Annotated in this window: 18 protein-coding genes and 1 riboswitch; of the genes, 8 read left to right on the top strand and 10 right to left on the bottom strand. The window is 39.1% G+C overall.

Going from position 1 to position 23,195, the window contains the following annotated elements; translation table 11 throughout:
• Positions 1-7 precede the first annotated feature (7 nt).
• On the bottom strand, positions 8-1,981 hold the full coding sequence (gene thiC, locus CXF85_RS05485; protein ID WP_101227518.1) for a phosphomethylpyrimidine synthase ThiC: 1,974 nt from the start codon (positions 1,979-1,981) through the stop codon (positions 8-10).
• 117 nt (positions 1,982-2,098) lie between these two features.
• Positions 2,099-2,196, bottom strand: a riboswitch (TPP riboswitch).
• Between the two features lie 383 nt (positions 2,197-2,579).
• Here thiC and CXF85_RS05480 point away from each other — a divergent pair.
• Positions 2,580-3,191, top strand: a complete 612-nt coding sequence (locus CXF85_RS05480) for a HutD/Ves family protein (RefSeq protein WP_101227926.1) — start codon at positions 2,580-2,582, stop codon at positions 3,189-3,191.
• 31 nt (positions 3,192-3,222) lie between these two features.
• Here the strand turns inward: CXF85_RS05480 and CXF85_RS05475 are convergent, their stop codons facing one another.
• From CXF85_RS05475 to CXF85_RS05435, 9 genes are all read right to left on the bottom strand, one after another.
• Positions 3,223-4,128, bottom strand: coding sequence for a hypothetical protein (locus tag CXF85_RS05475; protein ID WP_101227517.1), 906 nt, complete (start codon positions 4,126-4,128; stop codon positions 3,223-3,225).
• A 140-nt stretch (positions 4,129-4,268) separates the two neighbouring features.
• Positions 4,269-5,246 (bottom strand): glucokinase, encoded by a 978-nt coding sequence (locus tag CXF85_RS05470; protein WP_101227516.1) that lies wholly within the window; start codon positions 5,244-5,246, stop codon positions 4,269-4,271.
• Positions 5,247-5,370: 124 nt separating this feature from the next.
• A complete protein-coding gene (locus CXF85_RS05465) occupies positions 5,371-6,807 on the bottom strand; it encodes a sugar porter family MFS transporter (protein ID WP_232771086.1) in 1,437 nt (478 codons plus the stop codon).
• Between the two features lie 189 nt (positions 6,808-6,996).
• Positions 6,997-8,046 carry a FecR family protein gene (locus CXF85_RS05460; protein ID WP_101227515.1) on the bottom strand — a complete coding sequence of 350 codons (1,050 nt, stop codon included), beginning with the start codon at positions 8,044-8,046 and terminating at the stop codon, positions 6,997-6,999.
• A complete protein-coding gene (locus CXF85_RS05455; RefSeq protein WP_101227514.1) occupies positions 8,046-8,615 on the bottom strand; it encodes an RNA polymerase sigma factor in 570 nt (189 codons plus the stop codon). The genes CXF85_RS05460 and CXF85_RS05455 overlap by 1 nt, the downstream gene beginning before the upstream one ends.
• A gap of 141 nt (positions 8,616-8,756) precedes the next feature.
• The gene (locus CXF85_RS05450) at positions 8,757-9,467 is read right to left on the bottom strand and encodes a DUF6445 family protein (protein WP_101227513.1); all 711 of its coding nucleotides are present in this window, start codon (positions 9,465-9,467) and stop codon (positions 8,757-8,759) included.
• Positions 9,468-9,506: 39 nt separating this feature from the next.
• Positions 9,507-10,235 (bottom strand): SapC family protein, encoded by a 729-nt coding sequence (locus tag CXF85_RS05445; RefSeq protein WP_101227512.1) that lies wholly within the window; start codon positions 10,233-10,235, stop codon positions 9,507-9,509.
• Between the two features lie 66 nt (positions 10,236-10,301).
• On the bottom strand, positions 10,302-11,891 hold the full coding sequence (locus CXF85_RS05440; RefSeq protein ID WP_442871862.1) for a tryptophan halogenase family protein: 1,590 nt from the start codon (positions 11,889-11,891) through the stop codon (positions 10,302-10,304).
• Positions 11,892-12,035: 144 nt separating this feature from the next.
• Positions 12,036-14,867: a TonB-dependent receptor gene (locus tag CXF85_RS05435; protein WP_101227924.1), complete on the bottom strand. Its 2,832-nt coding sequence runs from the start codon at positions 14,865-14,867 to the stop codon at positions 12,036-12,038.
• 885 nt (positions 14,868-15,752) lie between these two features.
• On the opposite strand from CXF85_RS05435, the gene lexA reads away from it, so the two are divergent.
• The 7 genes from lexA (at position 15,753) to CXF85_RS05400 (ending at position 23,195) form a co-directional block, all read left to right on the top strand.
• Positions 15,753-16,367 (top strand): transcriptional repressor LexA, encoded by a 615-nt coding sequence (lexA, locus tag CXF85_RS05430; protein ID WP_101227923.1) that lies wholly within the window; start codon positions 15,753-15,755, stop codon positions 16,365-16,367.
• Positions 16,368-17,009: 642 nt separating this feature from the next.
• Entirely contained in the window at positions 17,010-18,509 is a 1,500-nt protein-coding gene (gene coxB / locus CXF85_RS05425; RefSeq protein ID WP_198555534.1) for a cytochrome c oxidase subunit II, read from the top strand.
• A 74-nt stretch (positions 18,510-18,583) separates the two neighbouring features.
• The gene (gene ctaD / locus CXF85_RS05420; RefSeq protein WP_232771115.1) at positions 18,584-20,149 is read left to right on the top strand and encodes a cytochrome c oxidase subunit I; all 1,566 of its coding nucleotides are present in this window, start codon (positions 18,584-18,586) and stop codon (positions 20,147-20,149) included.
• 5 nt (positions 20,150-20,154) lie between these two features.
• Complete coding sequence (locus CXF85_RS05415; protein ID WP_232771085.1) at positions 20,155-20,748, top strand: cytochrome c oxidase assembly protein; 594 nt, start codon at positions 20,155-20,157, stop codon at positions 20,746-20,748.
• A gap of 27 nt (positions 20,749-20,775) precedes the next feature.
• On the top strand, positions 20,776-21,660 hold the full coding sequence (locus CXF85_RS05410; RefSeq protein WP_101227508.1) for a cytochrome c oxidase subunit 3: 885 nt from the start codon (positions 20,776-20,778) through the stop codon (positions 21,658-21,660).
• Positions 21,661-21,671: 11 nt separating this feature from the next.
• Entirely contained in the window at positions 21,672-22,490 is an 819-nt protein-coding gene (locus tag CXF85_RS05405) for an SURF1 family protein (protein WP_101227507.1), read from the top strand.
• A gap of 57 nt (positions 22,491-22,547) precedes the next feature.
• A complete protein-coding gene (locus tag CXF85_RS05400; RefSeq protein WP_101227506.1) occupies positions 22,548-23,195 on the top strand; it encodes a hypothetical protein in 648 nt (215 codons plus the stop codon).

Below are 23,195 nucleotides of genomic sequence, written 5' to 3'. Positions count from 1 at the left end.
GCCGCCGTTAGTCAGCTAATTGGTAGATTTCGCTACCCGTTGCTTTAAATTCAGCAGACTTTTCTTGCATCGCTTTTTCAATAGCTTCGTCAGAAGTTAAAGTGATGGTCTCATCAAGTAGCTGAATTTTTATCGCATTTTTATCTAGGTTAGCGGCATATTCTCGTACTTCTTGTGAGATTTTCATTGAGCAAAACTTCGGCCCACACATAGAACAGAAATGCGCTACTTTACCTGACTCTTGCGGCAAGGTTTCATCGTGGTAAGTACGAGCACGCTCTGGATCTAAACCAATGTTGAATTGATCGTACCAGCGGAATTCAAAACGTGCTTTAGACATGGCGTTATCACGAATTTGTGCGCCCGGATGGCCCTTAGCTAAATCGCCAGCATGCGCGGCAATTTTATAGGTCATCAAACCTTCTTTAACATCTTCTTTGTTTGGTAAGCCTAAGTGTTCTTTAGGCGTTACATAACAAAGCATGGCACAACCGTACCAACCAATATTAGCCGCACCTATACCAGAGGTAATATGATCGTAACCTGGCGCGATATCTGTAGTTAATGGACCTAACGTATAAAAAGGCGCTTCTCCACAATGCTCAATTTGCTCTTCCATGTTTTCTTTAATCATGTGAAGCGGTACGTGACCTGGGCCTTCAATGATTGTTTGAACATCGTGCTGCCATGCTATTTTAGTTAACTCACCTAATGTATGTAATTCAGCAAATTGTGCTTCATCGTTAGCATCAGCTACTGAGCCTGGACGTAAACCATCACCTAGAGAGAATGATACATCGTACTGTTTTAAGATTTCACAGATGTCTTCAAAGTGGGTATAGAGGAAGTTTTCTTTATGATGCGCTAAACACCACTTAGCCATAATTGAACCACCACGCGAAACAATACCGGTGACACGTTTAGCGGTCATAGGTACATAACGTAATAACACACCCGCATGGATAGTGAAGTAATCAACACCCTGCTCTGCTTGCTCAATTAAGGTATCGCGGAAAATTTCCCAAGTAAGGTCTTCTGCTACGCCATTTACTTTTTCTAGCGCTTGGTAAATAGGTACGGTACCGATAGGTACTGGTGAGTTACGCATGATCCATTCACGCGTTTCATGAATATTACGGCCAGTAGATAAATCCATTACCGTATCTGCGCCCCACTTCGTTGACCAAACAAGCTTTTCTACTTCTTCTTCAATAGAAGAGGTTACCGCTGAGTTACCAATATTCGCGTTAACTTTAATTAAAAAGTTACGTCCGATAATCATTGGCTCACATTCCGGGTGATTGATATTTACCGGGATAATAGCGCGGCCGCGAGCGACTTCATCACGGACAAATTCTGGAGTGATTTGCTCTGGAATACTGGCACCAAAGGATTGTCCTTTGTGCTGTAGTAGTAAGGTGGCATCTTTTACTTCTTCACGTTTCAGATTTTCACGAATCGCAATGTATTCCATCTCAGGGGTAATAATACCTTGGCGAGCGTAATGCATTTGGGTAACATTTTTACCTTTTTTAGCAATACGCATTTTAGGTAAATTATCAAAGCGAATTTCGTCAACAACTTCATCGTCAAGACGTTGTTGTGCGAACTGTGAATTAGTAGAGGTTAACAGTTCAACATCATCACGAGCATCAATCCAGGCTTCACGTAAACGAGGAATACCTTTATGAACATCTATTTCTATATTGTCATCGGTATAAAAACCAGAGGTATCATAAACACAAAGTGGTTCGTTTTTTTCGTAAACAGGCGTGTCTTTGCTACCGCTCACTAGGGTATCGGTTAAGGTAATTTCACGCATACCTACTTTGATATTGTGAATTTTACCCTGCACATAAACTTTTTTAGAGTTTGGGAAAGACTGGTCTGAAACATTTTTTAAGAATGCTGCTGCCGATTCACGTTTTTCACGTCTGGTCTGTGGTTTTTTGGTTTGTTCGTTTGTAGCTTGGTCGCTCATGGTCGCACCTTGTTTTTGTTTTTCTGCAGCAAAGCAAGAAAATTATAAAAATAGGCGGAGTTTTTTTAGCTAAAGAAGAGGCACAAATAATGTAGTTTAACCCTAAGTATTAGGATTTAATTGCTCTCTCTTGTTTCCTACGCAGATATTAATCTGATCAGGTTTTACGGATCCCGCTTTCGCGATCTCAGCCTTTGGCACTCCGACAAGTGTGCGCTGTTATTAACCGGTTAAATAGCTAACTGGTTACTAACAACGCGGGCAGATTCTAACGTGAGCAGATAACAGTTAGCAAGGATTTATATTATTAAGAATTAAAGTCCTCTTATATTAGCAATGATATAACTAAAAAATGATAAGCCTTATACCAATTCCGTTAAATTATTGACCACTTGTACTGGCTAAAATTCTCCATGACGGCGTTGCTTTCAATCGCAATAGCCAGCTATTGCTCAATCAAGCGCCTTGCCCTGAAATATTTTCACTTCGTACAACAAGATCAGAAACTTATCGAAATTGGTATTATTACCCATGGAATAGACTTGCAACCTCTCATTATGGCGGTAAGATGTGCCTAAAATTAGCGAGAGAAATACCAATGCTTAATCTGAATATTAAATTGACTACACCCGACGAGTTTACACTAGTCCCTTGGAAAAATGGTTTAGGTCACACCACTGAATTAGCCATTAGCGATGGTGGCAGTTTAGATAACTTTGCTTGGCGTTTGAGTATTGCCAGTGTATTAAATGATGGTGATTTCTCTAATTTTGCTGGTTATCAACGTAATTTAGTCTTAATAGAAGGTAATGGTTTAACCCTAGACCACCGTAATGGCGATGTTGATAAACTCGCTCAATTACTGGATATCGCTCGCTTTGATGGTGCGAGTAAAACCCATGGTGCTTTAGTTAATGGTGGTATTAAAGACTTCAATATCATGACTAATCAAAACTCATTCATCCCTGAAGTTAGCGGCTATATTGAGCAACAAACTGTCACTGTTGCCGTGTTGGCAGATAGCTTACTTTTTGCCTACAGTCTAACTGACGAAATGCGTGTGAATAGCTCTCAGAGTGAAGACTATTGCACGGTACCTGTTGGTCATTTAATCAAGCTTTCGGCAATGAATGAAAATCAAAAAAACGAAGAGAACATAGTGAAAGTAACAGGTAAGAATATGATCGTGATACAGCTAAAACTTAAGTAGCTACATTTTTCAAAGTAGTGATTATTTATATTTACTGAGTCTTAAGGTTGAGCCAGAATTGTTGGTTTTCAAGTGATAAGTCACTGCCCAATATGTCATTTGATAACTCAAAATAGCGCTTATCTTTCCATTGTTCTAAAGGAAATAAGTGCTTAGAAACGCTATGTGTTCTCATTAAGTTCATCAGACTACCATCCGCTAAGGCTGCCATTAAGCCATTTTCTAATCGCTCAGCTAACCGGCTATTATTTTTTTCAACAAAGTAATAAAAAGGGAAATTATAATGAAGGATCAACTCATCCATCAGAATAATATTAGGCTGTGTTTCCATGGCTATCTTTTGTTCTGCATAGCCTTCAAATATTGCACGAGGAAAATAATCACAACGTTTTTTAGCTAACATTTTAAACATGGCATTAAAGTGCACAACTCTCGAAACAAGGTAACCGTTAGCTTCTAAAATATCAGAATCTGGCCAGTGAGCACCTTGACAAGCATTGAGTTTTTTTAACTGTGCTGGCGTTTTTATTTGAAGAAATTTTTCTTTATCCTCTTTTAGAATCAATAATACGCGGTAGCCTAATAACCCTCGAAATAAAGGAATGCGGATAGGTGAATAACGTAACTCTCGCCTCGCATTAGTACCCGACCAAACAATATCGACATAGTTATGCTCTAAGAGCATTAAACTTCTACCTTGCGTTACGTCATCATGCGCCACAAAAACAAGTTTACGTTTCGGGTATAAATGTTCATTTTTACTTAAAACTAAACGTGTTAGTTCAACAAAATAGTCAAACACAGGGTCAATTTTAGCACGAGGCGCAAGTATACGAATATCATTAGCATGGATTTTTAAAGGCAAACAAAGAGCAATAAACAGCACAATAAAAGTTAAGAATATTATCGTTTTTTTATATACTAATTGGAATACCATTTATAACCCAGAATACGTATCTATGATTATAATATTAGTGCACAAACTGAAAATCTTCCATCAAGCACAGCTGACTAAAGAGCTATCACTTAATGGTGATTAAATGCCTAAAACGAAAAATACTCTGTGTCTTAATTAGTTTAAATCATAGCTTGATTCAAATACACTGCAGCACCGAGTAACCCTGGCTGTTGCTCTGTTATCACATACGTGGCGATGTCTTTATTTAAAGGTGACATACGTCCTTTAGCTTCAAAACGCTGCCTAAAATCACTATCTTTCAGATACTCAATAAAACGAGGCACGATCCCACCAGCAATGTAAACGCCACCTTGGGTATTCATTGTTAAGGCGAGATTACCGGCAAAGCTTCCTAATACCTTACAAAATAAATCCAGAGCTTGCTGACTGAATAAACACGTTTGAGTTAACGCTTGAGTACTTATATCTTTGGCCGTTAATGTAGTTGATTGCTCAGGTAAATTTTCACCATGTTCATTGATTAATAATGCTTGATATATCTGCTCTAAGCCGTATCCCGACAGTAATTGTTCATACGAGACACGTTTTTTAAAGGTTTTTATATGTCGTAATATTTTGATTTCTTTCTCATCTATGGGGCCGTAATCAACATGACCACCCTCACCCCCAAAACAGTACCATTTATTAGCGATAGGTAATAAATTTGCCACGCCAAGGCCAGTACCCGGCCCACAAACGGCAATAGCTTTATTTGATAGTGCCTTACCGCCACCAACTTGAACTTTTTGCTCGTCCGTTAACATCGGAATAGCCATGGCTATGGCTGTATAATCATTGATAAGTATTAATTTATTTAATTTTAGTGCTTTTTTGAGCCCTGTTTGAGAAAACTGCCAAGGTAAATTAGTCATGGAAATAATGTCAGTATCTACCGGACAAGCGATAGCTAAGCAGGCATTAATACTGGCTGAGGTTATATTCTTTTCCGTTAAGTAACATTGAATAACGTCGAGTAAACAAGAGAAATCTCGACATTGATAAGTTTCAATGTCGATAAGCGTATTGTTACTGTCACTTATGGCAAGTCTGATGTTGGTGCCACCAATATCGGCAACAAGATTAACAGGGTCGTTCATATTTACTTATCACTTTTCAAATGGATATGATTAATTTAAGGACTGTCATACATATACAGTCCTTAATGATCATCTCAGTCTATGATGGTTTACAAAGCATAGTGCTGTGATTTCTTACTACTTTTTACATCTCTTCCAAGCGAACGCCGCGGGTTTCTTTTATATATTTGATTACAAAGAAAATACTTAGCAATGCTGAGACTGTGTATAAACCATAAGCACCCGCCAAACCAAAGCTGCCTAGTAATATTGGGAAGGTCATAGTAATGGCAAAGTTTGCTAACCATTGCGCACTTGCCGCGATAGCTAAAGCAGCACCACGGATACGGTTATTAAACATTTCGCCTAATAAAACCCAAACGATTGGACCCCAACTTAAGCCAAAAAACACCACAAATAAATTAGCCATTACTAAGGCTACTGTGCCTGTCGTATCGCTTAATGCCAACTGACCAGCTTCATCTAAACCACCGGTGCCAAAGATAAAGGTCAGCGCACCTAAGCTGATAAACATGCCAACACTGCCGACCAGTAATAACGGTTTTCGACCAATTTTATCTACCAGTGCAATGGCAATAAAGGTAGAAATGATATTGGTTGTGCCTGCGATAAGGTTAATAAATAACGATTGTGATTCGTCAAAACCCGCAGCCTGCCAAAGCTCAGCACCATAATAAAATACCACGTTAATACCGACAAATTGCTGGAATACCGACAGTCCGATACCGACCCAAATGATAGGGTGAATTTTTTTCTTACCATCAACGAAAAGATCCATGATGCTAGGTTTTGTATCGCCTTGCAGTGATTTTTTAACTTCTTCAATTTGCTCATTTTCAACGCCTGTTGCGATGCGTTTGAATATGGCTCTGGCTTCCTCAATCTTACCTTGAGCAACTAAATAACGTGGTGACTCTGGAATAAATATCACGCCCACTAAAAATAGTGCAGCTGGCAGTAACTCTACCCAGAACATCCAACGCCAGGCAGCAATGTCTAACATCAAGATAGCTTCGGAGCCACCGGCCACAGAGGCAATAAGGAAGTTACTTAAAAAAGCGGCAAACAAACCGAGTACGATAGCCAACTGCTGCAAAGTCGCTAAACGACCACGTAAAGCCGCGGGAGCAACTTCGGCTATATAAGCGGGAGCCAATACTGATGCGGCCCCTATGCCTAACCCGCCAATCAAACGATAAAAAATAAATTCAGCAGACGAGCTGGAAATTCCCGATCCAAATGCGCTAATAGCAAAAATAACCGCAGTAATGATCATAATGGGTTTACGTCCAAACCGATCAGATATAGGACCTGCTAACAAGGCGCCAACAGCACAACCTAGTAATACCGATGCTACGTTAAAGCCACTTGCTACATCACTCGCATTAAAAGCATTTCCTAACGCGGTAACTGTGCCATTAATAACACCGGAGTCAAAACCAAACAGGAAACCACCTATAGCAGCGACTGAGGAGATAAATAGTACGTATAAAAATGAGGTTTGAACTTCTTCAGTGTCGTGCAGTTTTTGAATTGAATGATCAGGCTCAGAGGAGGTCATTACATTGTATCCTGTTATTATTATATGGTTTTAAAAGTGCACTCGACTAGGACACTTTAAATATAAAGTATCGTTGTTTAAGAAGAGTGATGAATAAGTAAAAGTGCCAAATAAAACCTACATTCAGTTTAATGTGAGTATAGAATTCTACTTGGCAAAGGGAGTTTTCTTAGCTGAAAAAAATAGCAATCAACTTTGTTTTCTTAATACCACTAATCCTTTATTAACCCGATCAGTTTTAATATTAAAGTTATGATTGAGTACGGCGATTAATCCTTTCACATCACCGGTTTTAAAGCGGCCAGCAATTCTTATCTTTTTCAACTCTTCATCGGCTATTTCGAAAGTTACCGAAGTGTAGCGACTCACTTCTTCCATCGCTTCCGCTAAGGTTTCACCATTAAAGACTAGATTGCCTTGTCGCCAAGATAAACTTTGTTTAATCGCCTTTGTCTCAATAACTGAGACGGTATCTTTTCCGGTATTTTCAATGGCCAATGAGGCAATTTCACCTTTAGAAACCGCTAGAGAACTCGATGGTATGACGAGCGCTGTTTCATTAACTTCTTGCATTTTATTGAGTTGACCAATAATTACTTTACCCTCAGTCACAATAAGCTCTATTTCACTTGCCTTTACTTGCACGCTAAAAGCAGTGCCTACGGCTTGAATCACTTTATGATTAGCAACAACGCTTAGCGGTCTAGATTTATCGTGGGCAACTTCAACATGTAGTTCACCACGCTGTAAATCTAATAAGCGGTAATCATCGGTATATCGTACTAATAAAACACTATCGGTATTGAGTAAAACTTTTGAATTATCAGGTAGATAAATAGTACTGTTTTCACCTACCGCTGTTTCATAACGAACAAACTGTTGCTCTTCTTGCCATAAAGAGTTCAAGGTAATATCGGTAAAGAAAAGCACAGATAACGCCAAGACAAGTGAGGCTGCTAATGCCAGTGGCCACTGTGTTGTGTTAGCTGCTGACTTAGTTTTATATTCTGCTTTATCAGAGGCAGGAAAAAGATCAGCAAGGCGATCAAGTGAGTCCATTTTATCCCACATGCTAGCCATTTCGATGATCAACTTTTGATGCTGTGCATTTTCTGACAACCATGCCTTAAATTCTGCCTGCTCTACTTCAGTTAGGCTTCGATCCATTCGGGCTATCCAAATGCTGGCTTGATCAAACATAGCATCATCGTCATTATTAAGAGAATAAACGTTAGTCATTAGCGATCCCCTTTTACTTGATGTGTTTTTTTACTATTTGTCATTGTTTCCGTTCTTTCTTCTTTAGTTAACTGCATCATAAAATAGGTACAGCGTTTAACGCCGAGGCCAATATGTTTTTCTACTGTGCTTTCACTTATGGATAGTTTTTTCGCGATTTCTTTTTGCGAATAACCATAAACCTTCTTTAAAACAAAAACCTTACGACATTGTATTGGTAACTGTCTTATGGCTTCGCAGTATTGTGCAAACTCTTTATCCGTTGCAACTTGCTGATATATGGCATCATCACCACTGACAAACTGCTCAAATTCAGCCATGTCGTCTACTGCATCAACGAGTCTGACATCAGCTCGTTTAAGGTGGTCTATGGCTAAATTTCTTGCTGTTTTTAACAAAAATGAGCGCGGTTGCTTAATCGCTTCTTTATTCTCAACTTGGCATATACGTACATAGGTTTCTTGGACAATATCTTCCACTTCTCGTGGTGGTACAATGCGCGAGATCACCCTGCGCATTGTCTGCCTTACAGCCATAAAACTGATGTGTAATGTGCTTTCTTTTATCATAATATTGTTTTCACTTTTTAGGTTTAGCTAAGTGTGAATTTTATTTTTTATCTATTGCTTACCTTATAAGACGAGTGACGAATAATTTTCCGCTAGTGCTTTCAATAAAAAATAACAAAAAGATAAAAATAATGAAAAAAGTTACTCAAGTAAAATAAAACTACCGATAGTCAAACGACCTTTTTGAGGCACAGATGACAAACCTAACGCTGCATTGACATTACCTGAGTGCAACAAATTACTTGGATAGATAATAGCCCTATTCATACGAGCCTCTACTGAATATAGTTGCTCAAATAGTTTGTCGCTACCGTGCATATACTTGGGGGTTTTATGTATTTGATTAGCCATAGCCTCTTTTTTTACTTGATTAGCATAGTAATACAACCGGTCTTGAGTGATTGTTTGATATCCGGTCTCTTTATGCCGATAAAAAGACGTGCCACCATGATCTTCATTACATAAGTAATGCACTACCGCAAATTGATTACTTTGTGGTGTATCAATATGAGGCAGCATTTGCATAGGTCGCAACTGTGTTACTGGTGTATCTGCAACGGCTAAGGCTGATATAACGGTTTTGGCAACACTCGTTTGTGAGCTGCCGAAAAAAGAGTGAAATAGGGGCAAATATTGACGACATATCTGCTCACCATACTCACTCGGCATTAACTTACGCTTACCCGGATAAAAGTTATTTTTATCCGCCCGAAAAGCCGAACCGTCTCCAGCAAACTCTACTAAATCAGTCACTGAGTTGGCAAAGTTATCAATAATCAGTAAAGGTATCTTCTCAGCACCAATTATATGCTTTGTTAAGATTGCTTGGTTATTTAAGCTAAAATCAAACATAAGTAAGCTAAACTCTGCTAAACAGCACTTGAGTAAAAATTAACAACCCAGTTGTTTATTTTTCAAATCAATCAAATGATGGATTTGGCCAAGCGAGGTAATTAAGGTGTAGATTGCTTGCAGCAACCCAGCTTTGTGCAAACTTGATATGTTCTCAGATGATAAGGCGGCAAGTTTTTCCGTATCAATGGTATATAAACCATTTAACGTGGTACTTTGTTGATTAGCAAAAGTCACTTCCATTTGCATCACTTGCAGTAACTGCAACCTTTCTAATTGCTCAAGTAACTGTTTATTAGCTAACTCCCCTTCTAATAACTGTGCAAGACAATACTTGGCTTGTTGAAAATATTCAGTGTCCGCACCATCTTCAGTAAATAATGCTTGGCCCTCATTAGAGGTTACTGCTGGGCTTTCACTATCAAAGCAGACAACATAGTCGCCCGATTCCGCTTGAGCTTTGTTATGTTCTGGGTTACCAACAAAAAATGGCTGTCGTCTAATTTGTAATGGTAGGTATAACCCTTGCCATTGTCCGGCTTGCCAAAATAAATTTTCTCCGGACTCAAAACCTAACATAGCAGCAACGACAAACTGCCCAGTATCAGCATTTTTAGTAATAACTAAAGGATACTGTACCGCCATATTGGTAAACTCAGACATAACGGCTGGCACTAAATGTAAGCCCGCGCCATGTAACTCGGCCTTAGCCGCATCTACTTTTAAGTTAAGGTGATTTTTATTATCTATCGCAACTAACTGTGCCATTTATTATTACTCTTTAGGTGATGCTAAAATTTCAAACGCTTAAATCAAGTGAACCAGATAAGGTAACTAAATTCGGCTCAAGCCATAGCTTTTAATTTTATCTAATAATTCTCGGTTACTGGGTAATGACGATAACGCTTTATCAATTAAAACTTTGTTTTTTTTAAACTGACCATCGGCAAAATCACGGTCATCAATCGCGTATGGGGTATGACAATAATCACTTTTAAAACCCATACCATAAAGCACATACTGATAACTCGCCGCGGGGAATACTTCATTATTACTGGTAAAGTCATGATCTGCCGGGGCACGATATTGCCACTCTGTCATCAAGTCTTGTAAACTTTGTGGAATGGTTGTTGGATCACGATTATCGCTCCAAAAAGGCTCTGTTCGCTCACTTAAAATATAATGTAGCTTCAAGAAATCAATGATTCTGTCCCAACGATATAACGCCGTTTCATTAAAGCGTTTAGCAACTACATCCATCACTTCTCTTGAAGCCGGCAATTGCTCACTGATCATTTGAGCCGCTAGCTCAACCATGACTAAAGCGGAGGCCTCAAGCGGCTCTAAAAAACCGGCAGATAAACCAACGGCAACACAATTATTTTGCCAAAACGTCTCTCGGTGACCACTGACGATAGGGATTTTACGCACCTTAAGTGATGAAAACTTATCGCCAACATACTCAGCAAGTTTCGCTCTGGCTTCTGCTTCTGTTGAGTGTTTACTTGAATAAACATAACCAACACCACGGCGATGTTGCAGACCTATATCCCAAATCCAACCGGCTTCTTGACCGGTAGAAATAGTATGCGAGGCAATAGGTGAATCTACTGATTCATAAGGAACTTGTACGGCTAGTGCGGTATCAATAAATAAAATATCATCACACTTTTTGAAAGGTACCTGGTAATGCTTGCCTAATAAAAGTGATGAAAAACCCGTACAATCAACAAAAAGTTCTCCGCCAATATCACCATTATGTTCAGTGCTGACGGAAATAATATCGCCCTTTTCTGTAGGGTTATCAGCTTCAGTATCAATGCTATTAACACCAATGACGTCATCAACAATATGAGTGACACCGAGCTTTTCTTGACAATGTTTTTGTAAAAATACAGCAAACTTTGCCGAGTCTAAGTGATAAGCATAATTGGCTACATCAGCGAATTCGGCATGACGAATGGTTTTGGGTGCTAGACCTTGCTCACAAATGGCTTCTTGGAAACAAACATCATTTGAGAATGAGTTAACATGGCTATTTTTTTGCTTTGTTTGTGCTTGCTTAGCTAACCAATGTGCCGCTAAATCTGTTTTACCAAAACCTTGCGGTAAAACTAAGGGATGATAATAAAAGTCATCTTCAGTGCCATCAAACCATTTAGCAAACTTAGCGCCTTGTTTGAAGCTAGCCTCACACTCACGAATGAAATCTGTTTCACTAATACCTAATGCTCTCAGCGTACTACGCATGGTTGGCCAAGTACCTTCACCAACACCTACCGCTGGAATGTTAGCTGATTCAATAAGAACAACATTTAAGCCCTGTTTGGTATTACCTTTATGTTTAGCCGCTAAACGCCCAGCAGTTAACCAACCAGCAATACCACCACCAACAATAACCACTTTTTTTGTTAATTTATTCATGATGTACAACCAAGTATTTTATTATGCAGATAAGTGGGTTATACGCATAGGCAAAAAAACTTAACTACAAATTTTCTTGCTTATAAATACAGAAAAGAAGACTTCTTCCTGAGAAAGAAGCCTTCATATACTAGTCAATATATACTAGAAAGAACCACGTACACCGAATGAAATACGACGTCCGCTATCAACAACATCTAATATCTGATTAGAGAATCGACCACGACTATGTGTATATTCTTCAGTTAAGTTAATACCTTCAACAAAGACAGTAATTTGATCAGTAATGTCATAACTCGCGCTGGCATCCCACTGAGAATAAGCTTCAACATAAGTTACCCCATCACCGCCGCCTTGCGTAAGGCTGTACAAGAAAGTATCACGCCAGTTATAGGCAATACGACCTTGGAATGCACCACTTTCATAGAACGCGATAAGGTTAGTTGAATCACTTAAGCCTGTTAACGCAAATACTTGAGTAATATCTGTATTATCTAACTCTGTATCACTATCAACCAGCGTAGCATTGGCAAGAAGACCAAAACCAGAATCAAAGGTATGTTGTGCCGCTAGTTCCCAACCATCAACAACGGCTGACTCACCATTGCTTGGCGCTGTATTGGTAAAGACGGCAACTTGGTCATCTGCATCAGGTCCACTAACATCACTTCCGGTAGAAGGGTCCGTTAACAAGCTACCATCAGCAGTAACAAAAGTTTTAGGGTTTTTGCCGCTAGTTATAAAGTTAGCCACATGTTTTCTGAAATAACCCGCTGAAACATAACTAGCATCTGCGTAATACCATTCAAGTGACAAGTCTAAATTATCAGAACTAAAAGGTACTAACCCAGCATTACCACTAGAAGACTGCAAGTTACCTTGGCGCACAGTGTCTAAAGACGTAATTGGACGCAAGCTACTTAAGGTAGGTCTTGAAATACTTCTTGATGCTGCAACGCGTGCAACGAGTTCATCTGAAATTTCTAATTTAGTGCTAAAATTAGGCAAAATCTGCGCATAACTACTTTTTTCATCAAAGCCTGAAGCAGGGCCATACACGGCTAACATTTCAGTGGCATCTAGGATATCTAATCGCTGAACATTAGCTTGTGTAGCACCTACGGTCACATCAGTGCTTTCGTAACGAAAACCACCGGTAGTATAGAGAGGCATACCTGCTATCTCGCCCTCAAAATCGAGCTCTAGATAAAAAGCAGCAGTTTCTTCTTTAACTTCAAAAGAGTTATTAGTTTTAACGGCATCAAAATCAACACCTTCAACAGCACCTAAGAAGTCAAATAATGCCTCGCCATCAAATGTTAACCACTGTGATGGTGTACGACCACTACCACTCACATCACTTAAAAAATCACTGCCGGCATCAAATACTTCTTGTGGAAAGGCGCTAACATCAGGAAAGTCTTGATAATTACAATAACTACAATGAGTGCCGCTAGTGGTGTTATCCCAAGAGTTCACTGTTTTGGTTTCAGAAGAATACATGGCACCGAAACGGGCAGCAGAGAAACCATTATCGCCATCAGATAACCAAAGACTATCCCACTTAACTTGAGTAACAACATCTTCAACTTCTTTACTATCTCGAATCATGACGTGCGCACGACTGTTAGCGGTATCTAAATAATCAGAAACGCCTTGAGCTGGCACATAATCAGGACTATTTGGATCTTGATTAACCCCATCACCTTCTTGTTGACCACTATAAATTGAAGCATCTGGTGTGGCAAAGTCAGAATAATAAGGCAAAATATTACCATCAACATTCCATTGTACGCGGTTAGCGTAACCTAATAACGCTAAGCTACCGCCACGACCATTATTAGGTTCTCTTTTAGCCGTTGAGTTACTTAAATCAAATTTCATGTTTAAGTTATCATTAACATCCCAATCAAAGTTCAAACCAACTGAAAGGGAATCAGTTAAACGATCGGCTTTTTTAGCGTGAAAATCTGTTGCTAAACCTGTCTCTTGATACATTGAAGTGATAGTACCATTGGCATCCACCACAGCATTTTCAACATTGTCAGAAGTAAACCAATGACCATAAGAGGTGGTATCTGATGTAACATCAAAGTCTGAATATAATGCATCAGCGGTAATGATAAGGTTATCAGCGGGCGCATACTGTAAGACTAAATTGGCATTGGTACGTTCACGTTTTTCTGTGGTAACCAATGAATCAAAATTTTGTGGAATAAAAATATTACCGGTATAAATTTCGCCTGACTCAGTTACCGGAGCACCTTTGCCAAAAGATGAATTTTCACGCCAACCAGCACTTTGTGCGCGGTTTAATTTCGTTTCACGTTCTAAATACGATATGGCAAATAAAGCACCAAAGGTATCATCATTAAACGTATTACTTACCAAGAGCGATGCTTGTGGAGAGGTTTCTTCACTATTTCCATCGTAAGTGGCTTTAACACTACCCGCTAATTTAAAGCCATTAATCGCAAAAGGTTTCGCGGTTTCAATATTTACTGTAGCGCCGATACCACCTGACTGTACAGTGGCTGAAGATGTTTTATGCACATCTAAGGTTTTTACCATTTCCGCGGCTAGGGTATCAAAACTGAAATCACGACCTGGATCTTCAGAGGCTTGTTGGCGACCATTAACCAGTACGGTATTAAATTGTGGACCAAAACCACGTACGGTTATTTTTTGACCTTCGCCGCCTGATCTATCTATTGAAACACCGGTAATTCGCTGTAATGATTCTGCTAGGTTAGTATCTGGAAATTTACCAATATCTTCAGCAGAAATAGAATCAACTACACCACTCGCCTCACGCTTAGTATCTAAAGCGCGACCAAGAGCGCCTCTAATACCGGTAACGGTTATTTTTTCAACGTCTTTCTCGGCAATGTTACTTTCTTCAGCACTGGCTTGCACAGAAGCAGTTGAAGCTAAAATTGCAATAATTGCTGTTGATAATGTATTTTTTTTAAACATGTTATCTGTCTTCCCCAAATCATTTTTATTATTTATGGAAAGCAGACCTTGTTCACTCAATGTTGCAACTAACTCGGTACCCTCAAGCAAAAGATTAATGGCATGTTCAATAGAATAATTGCCTGTTAACTTATTCGCAGTCGTCGCACTTACTTTATCTAATGAAAAAATAAGTGTTAAATCTGCTTGCTCTGCAAATTGAGTGAGCGAAAGATCTGCTCTTTGCTGAGGAATATTGAACGAATAAGTATTATTTAACTCGGCACACTGAGCATAAGGTGCACACGCTAATGCGAGTGTTAACGCTAAGCTAGCGGAACTAAATTTTCGTTGTTCAATACCTTCAACAGTAAGTTTTTCACTTACAAATATTAAAGACGAGTGAACAAGTTTTTTCCGCCAGTGCATCAGTAACCTTTTGTTATTTTTTAGTGCGATTGTGTAATTTTAGCTAAAGTCATTCTTACAAAACTAAATTATATTTACTAGATAAAAATATTTGTACGTCAGTGTTCGAGATGAAAAGAGATAAATTTAGAAGCGGTTATGAACTGGCTTTTAGTACACCTGTAGACATTTAGGGTTAATGGAAATATTGTCATTTAGACAATCATAATTTTTAATTAATAGCTTACTAACCATAAACTTAATTTTTATTTCTTATGTGAATAATTCGTACAGATTAAACGGTAATCGACACAAAACTGATTCGTGAAATAAATGGTAAACCACATTGTGAAATGATTATTTAGGTTTACAATTTTCGTAAACAACAAATAGTTAGATAAAGCCAAGCGGGGCTTGCCTTTCACCTAATCCTGTATATACTACCAGTAACACTGTGTAAATTTACAGGCTAAAGCTATGATAGGTTCGACTACCGAATTGCGCCCGCTGACTAATCGACAGCAACAGATTTATGATTTAATCAAAGTAAAAATCCAAGATACAGGTATGCCACCTACGCGTGCAGAAATAGCGACATTTTTTGGTTTCAAATCAGCCAATGCTGCTGAAGAACACTTAAAAGCTTTAGCAAAAAAAGGCTACATTGAAATGCTTGCCGGTACTTCTCGTGGCATTCGTTTAGTTGAAGAAATGCTTGAAGCAGAAGGTTTACCGCTCATTGGTCGAGTGGCTGCTGGTGAGCCTATTTTGGCGCAAGAGCATATTGAAGAGCATTATAAAATGGATGGTAATTTATTCCATCCTGCTGCCGATTACCTTTTGCGCGTTAATGGCGAAAGTATGAAAGATATTGGTATTTTAGATGGTGACTTACTTGCTGTACATCAAACAACTGAAGTACAAAATGGTCAAGTAGTTGTTGCTCGAGTTGAAAATGATGTCACAGTAAAACGCTTTAAACGTGAAGGAAACATTGTCTATTTACATGCAGAGAATGAAGATTTTTCCCCAATTAAAGTCGATTTAACTAATCAAGAATTTAATATTGAAGGTATTGCCGTCGGTATTATTCGAAGTGGCAGTTGGATGTAACTAATTCCAATTTCCTAGTTAAATCCTACGCCATATTTATTACGTAATCATTACCGAAAAATTACAAAATAAATATGGCTTTTTTGTTTGTCTCCTTATATTTTCCCCTGCTAAATTTCAACGCAATTTTCTGCTATTTTTAAATCCCCAGCTAGAATTTATCAAAAGCTACACCTAGTAAAGCCCACATAGACTTTAGAGCTAATACTCCATTGAATTAAATGACTTTTTTCTGATTTATCAATCATAAAAGGTTTGACCTAGATCAATTTTTAGCGTAATTCTAGTAATAGTAACGCATACAAAACGAACATAAAAAGAATAAAAAGACGTCGATGCGCTAATCCTGTCACACTAGTTTACTAGTGCCATGCCTGATTATTATTCACGTCGGTAATTAACCTGATCTTTGGATTATGTAATATTCGTCATGAAACGTTCTACATCGCGAAACAGTGCCTAAACCGAGATTTTGTTAGTTAATTAAAATAATAATAACAACAGATATTCAGTTCAGTGAGTTATGAAGTACATTGCTGCAGATCTGTTCTCTATAATAAAAAGAGGAGATGCCGTGTGGGGAAACATAAGCTAATTTGGCTGTTGTTGGTAAGCCTATTTACCAATTCAGCCTGGGCAGATATGCAGTTAAACCTAACGAAAGGGGTTACTGCCGTTAGCAGAGAAGTATATGATTTACATATGCTAGTACTCTACATTTGTACTGCTATTGGTGTAATAGTTTTTGGTGCTATGTTTTGGTCTATGGCTTTTCACAGAAAATCTAAAGGAGTAAAACCTGCTGATTTTCATGAAAGCACTAAGGTTGAAGTATTATGGACAGCAATTCCTATTGTTATATTAATAGCGATGGCCATTCCAGCAACACAGACCTTAATTGCCATGGAAGACAATGAGAATTCTGATGTTACCATTCAAATAACAGGCTCTCAATGGAAGTGGCATTACAAATACTTTGATCAAGGTATCGAGTATTACTCTGTGCTTTCGACCCCTCGCGAACAATACGAAAATCAACTAGAAACTAGCGCCATTAAAGGCGAGAACTATTTACTTGAAGTTGATAAACCCCTTGTTATTCCTGCCAACAAAAAAGTTAGATTCTTAATAACCTCTGATGATGTTATCCATGCTTGGTGGGTACCTGCTTTTGCGGTTAAACAAGACGCGAACCCTGGTTTCATCAATGAAGCATGGACTAAAGTGGACGAACCCGGAGTCTACCGTGGTCAATGTGCTGAGTTGTGCGGAAAAGATCATGGCTTTATGCCAATCGTTGTTGAGGTGAAGTCTGAAGCGGACTACGCCAAATGGCTTGATGAACAGCATCAAATGATTGCCCAAGCTGCAGAAGCTGAAAAAGCCTCATTAAATGCAGCTGTGCCTATGGATGAATTAATGGCATTAGGTGAAACCACCTACGTTGCTTATTGTGCCGCATGTCACCAAGTTTCTGGTACTGGTTTACCGCCTGCATTCCCTGCACTTAAGGGAAGTCCAGTAGCGATGGGGGATATCGCAACGCATATTAAAACAGTCTTTAATGGTAAGGCCGGTACCGGTATGCAAGGTTATGGTAAGCAATTAAGCATGAAACAAATTGCTGCTGTTGTGACCTACGAGCGTAATGCTTGGGGTAATAATACCGGAGATGCCGTGCAAGCATCAGATGTTAAATCTGCTGTTGAAAACGATTCTGTTGAAGGTACAACACAAGATGCAACAGCATCCGTAGCCACTGCCGTTGAAGAAACAGTAGAAAAAATTACAGAAGAAGCACCTGTCGAAGACCTAACTAAAGTATATAGCCATGATGAATTAATGACTATAGGCGAAAAAGTTTATATGACCGCTTGTGTTGCTTGTCATCAACCAACAGGTACTGGTTTGCCTCCGGCATTTCCTGCGCTTAAAGGCAGTGTGATTGCAACAGGAGATATCGCGGTCCATTTAGATATGGTGATTAACGGTAGTAAGAAAAACGCTGCCATGGCTGCTTTTGCTAGTCAATTGACCAAAACCGAAATAGCCGCCGTTGTAACTTATGAGCGTAATGCTTGGGGTAATAATACCGGTGATTTAGTACAACCTGCAGCTGTTGATGCTGCTAGTGCGAAGTAGGGGGATATAAAATGACTACAAACGTTATAGAACAAGATTCGCACGACGAACATCATGATGAACATAGCCATAAAATGACTGGCGTAAAACGCTGGCTTTATACCACTAACCATAAAGACATTGGTACTTTATATTTATGGTTTGCTTTTATTATGTTTTTAACCGGCGGCGCTTTAGCTATGGTGATCCGTGCTGAGTTATTTCAGCCTGGCCTACAACTAGTTGAGCCTGACTTTTTTAACCAGTTAACAACCGTACACGGATTAGTGATGGTATTTGGCGCCATTATGCCAGCCTTTACTGGTTTTGCTAACTGGATGTTGCCTATGATGCTAGGTGCGCCAGATATGGCATTACCTCGCATGAATAACTGGAGCTTTTGGATCCTTCCCTTTGCTTTTGCTATTTTATTAGGTTCTTTCTTTATGGAAAGTGGCGCGCCTAACTTTGGTTGGACCTTCTACGCACCGTTATCAACCACTTACTCTAATGGTAGTACTGCCTTCTTCGTTTTTGCTGTGCATATCATGGGTATATCTTCAATCATGGGTGCAATTAATATTGTTGTTACCATCATGAATATGCGTGCTCCTGGCATGACTTATATGAAGATGCCTTTGTTTGTTTGGACCTTTTTTATCACGGCTTATTTATTGATTGCGGTAATGCCCGTACTCGCCGGCGTGGTGACAATGTTACTTACCGATACCTATTTTGGTACCAGCTTCTTTGATGCTGCTGGTGGTGGTGATCCCGTTATGTTCCAACATATTTTTTGGTTCTTTGGACACCCTGAAGTTTACATCATGATCTTGCCAGCATTTGGTATTGTATCAACGATTATTCCAGCATTTTCTCGTAAGAAACTGTTTGGTTATAGTTCAATGGTGTATGCAACGTCATCGATTGCCTTACTGTCCTTTATCGTTTGGGCGCATCACATGTTCACTACAGGTATGCCGCTATTTGGTGAACTGTTCTTTATGTATTGCACCATGTTAATTGCTGTACCTACTGGCGTTAAAGTCTTTAACTGGGTAGCCACCATGTGGCGCGGATCGTTAAGCTTTGAAACACCTATGCTGTTTTCAATCGCCTTTGTTATTTTATTCACCATTGGTGGTTTCTCAGGCTTAATGTTAGCCATGACGCCTGTTGATTTTCAGTATCACGATACTTACTTTGTTGTCGCCCATTTTCACTATGTATTAGTAACTGGTTCATTGTTCTCTATCTATGCAGGTGCTTATTTCTGGCTACCTAAATGGACAGGTCACATGTACAACGACTCGTTAAGCAAATGGCATTTTTGGTGTTCTTTAATCTCGGTAAACTTACTATTTTTCCCTATGCACTTTTTAGGTTTAGCGGGTATGCCACGAAGAATTCCAGATTATGCGTTGCAGTTTGCCGACTTTAATAAGTGGGTCAGTATCGGTGGCTTTGCCTTTGGTTTATCGCAACTTATTTTCTTAGCGGTAGTGATCAAATGTATTCGCGGTGGTGAAAAAGCGCCAGCCAAACCTTGGGATGGCGCAATAGGTTTAGAGTGGACAGTAGCAAGCCCTGCGCCTTATCACACTTTTAGTACACCGCCACCACAAGAAGATATTGATAACGCTGACCAACACGAGCACTAATTTATATGAGCACTAACGAAGACAAAGCCAACATAGATAACGCAACTAATACTAATACTGATACGGGTATTAGTATTAGTAATAACAATAAAACGGTAAAAAAATTACTGCTTGTCGTTGTTGCTATGTTTGGCTTTGGTTTTGCGCTGGTGCCTTTATATGATGTGTTTTGTGATATTACCGGCCTAAATGGCAAAACTAATGATACTGCAGTGGCTTATACGGCAAGTAGCGTCGATGAATCACGTACGGTAAGAGTACAGTTTATTACCCGTAATGCTAAAGGTATTCCGTGGAAGTTTGAGCCAGTAATTAATGAAATTGATGTTCACCCGGGTGAAATGAAATTAGTGTCGTTCTATGCAAAGAATAATGCTTCTCATGACATTATCGGGCAAGCAGTTCCATCAGTATCACCAGGTTTAGCAGCAAATTATTTTCATAAAATTGAATGTTTTTGTTTTACTCAACAACCGCTAGCTGCGGGAACTGACGTTGAGATGAGTTTGCAGTTTTATGTAGATTTAGAACTACCTGCAGATATAAAAACGTTAACTTTATCTTATACCTTGTATGACATAACCGAGAAGTCGTCATAGGGTTCTACTCGAAAAAAGGGATAGAAAATGACTAACAAAGAATACGAAAGTTATTATGTACCTGATCAAAGTCACTGGCCAATTGTCGGCGCGGTAGCACTATTTATGATCGCCTTTGGCGCCGCTAACTATGTCACCGATTTAAAAAATGAACAAAGTGGTTACGGTGGTTATTTACTGTTGGCGGGTATTGCACTTGTTGTCTATATGCTCGTTGGTTGGTTTAGTGATGTCATTAAAGAGTCCTTATCCGGTAAGTACTCACACCAAATGGATAATTCATTCCGCCAAGGTATGAGTTGGTTTATATTTTCTGAAGTGATGTTTTTTGCCGCATTTTTTGGCGCCTTACTCTATTTACGGGTATTTTCTGTGCCTTGGTTAGGTGGAGCAGGTAATAACGCTGCAACTGGCGCGGTACTTTGGCCTGACTTTGTTGCCCAATGGCCTTTACTAACAACGCCTGACGGTACGACTACCACATCGATGGGTTGGTTTGGCTTACCCTTGATTAACACCGTTCTGCTATTAACGTCTTCGATTACTGCACATTTTGCTCACACAGCTTTAATTAAAAATGAACGTAAGCCGCTAAAAATATGGTTGGGTATCACTATATTACTTGGCGTATCGTTTATGGGCTTTCAAGTATTAGAATACGCGCACGGCTACTCTGAAGAAATGCGTTTATTTTTAGATAGTGGTGTTTACGGTAATACTTTCTACTTATTGACAGGCTTTCACGGCATGCACGTTACTTTGGGCTGTATTATGTTAATTGTAATGTGGTTTAGAATATTAAAAGGCCATTTCACCCCTGAGAATCATTTTGCTTTTCAAGCGGCAAGTTGGTATTGGCATTTTGTCGATGTGGTTTGGGTAATGCTTTTTGTTTTTGTCTATATATTATAAGGTCTGACTTTTTGCAGTATGCTCATTCCCCGAAAAAAACATTAGCTAAATCAGTAGTAAGAAATGCCCTTTGGTTAGGGCTTACACTTATTGTCTTTATTGGTTTAGTTAAATTGTCTATTTGGCAATTTAACCGAGGCTTCGAGAAAGAGCAGCGCACGGTCCGCATTACGCAACTCAATGAGGAATCGCCGTTAACCCTAAACGAAATAGTTAAACTATCTAACGATAAACAGTTTATCGGTAAAGAAAGTATTAATGACCTCCCTGTCACCATTAATGGTCAGTTTAATGAAAACTATGTATTCCTACTCGATAATCAAGTGGAGAAAAGCTCGCTAGGTTATCGGGTATTACAAGTAGTAGAAACGCCAACTCATGCAGTATTAGTTAATTTAGGTTGGGTACAGGGCTCAATTGATCGAAATATACTACCTGATGTTACTGCTTTACATGAAAAATTTACCTTCCAAGGCCATGTTCGCATTATTGAGCAAGGCATAATGCTGCAAGCACAAGATTTTACGCAGCCAAGTTGGCCCTTACGGGTACAGCAAATTGAATTAGATAAGTTCTCTACTTTAATATCCCCGAAAATAAATAAGCCTCTGCTGCCATTTGTTATCTATGTCGATCCAAAAGAAACCCTTGGTTATATAAAAAATTGGCACCCCATGGTGATGCCATCGGAAAAACATTTTGGCTATTCATTTCAATGGGCCGCTTTAGCCCTCGCTTGGTTAATATTGATGATTAGCTTGCGGATTAAAACACACAAGGCTACCCGCGATGCTGCTGATAATTCACCCGAGGCTTTACAAAATACGTAAACGAACAACATTAAAAACACTCTACATAATAATAAAAAGAAAATAAGGCGGTAATGTATGGCTACTTCAATAAACCCAAACGATTCAAGTGATGGCAGTACCGTCTCCCTGACAAGTAACAGTACTAATAACTCAGACCATACTTCGACTCATAGCTCCAAATATAGAAACCGTCGTAGTTTACTATTACTGCTTTCAGTATTTATATTGCCGATATTATTAGCAAAATTAGCCTTAGAAAATCAGTGGCTAGACTTAGGAGTAACGAATCAAGGTAAATTATTGGAGCAGCCTTTAACGCTCAATGAATTAGGTATTGATCAGTCTCAATTTGCCAAACAATGGCTTATTATTTATCGACTACCCAACGTATGTCCTGAGCTCTGTTTGCATAGTATTGAAGCGGTACATAACAGCTATGTTGCGCTAGGAAAAGATATGCCAAGGGTTACTCCGGTATTACTCAAGAAAAATATTTTTTCTGCCCAACAAAGTGAACAACTTGCCAAGAGCCAGTGGGAAATACTTGCCTTAACATCTCAAATGAATAATTTACTGCTAGAGCCACAAGTGCTCATCGCCGATCCCTTAGGTAACATTATTTTAAGACATCAGCTACCAGAAAAAGTAGATCAACAAGCTGCTTTTGGTAAAGCTATTATCGCCGATATGAAAAAGCTTTTGAAATACTCTAAGGTTGGCTAA

The sequence above is a fragment of the Colwellia sp. 75C3 genome (assembly GCF_002836255.1).
Taxonomy (GTDB): Bacteria; Pseudomonadota; Gammaproteobacteria; order Enterobacterales; family Alteromonadaceae; genus Colwellia.
Note: the sequence above shows the minus strand (reverse complement) of the source record. Positions and strands in the feature narration are given on the sequence as shown.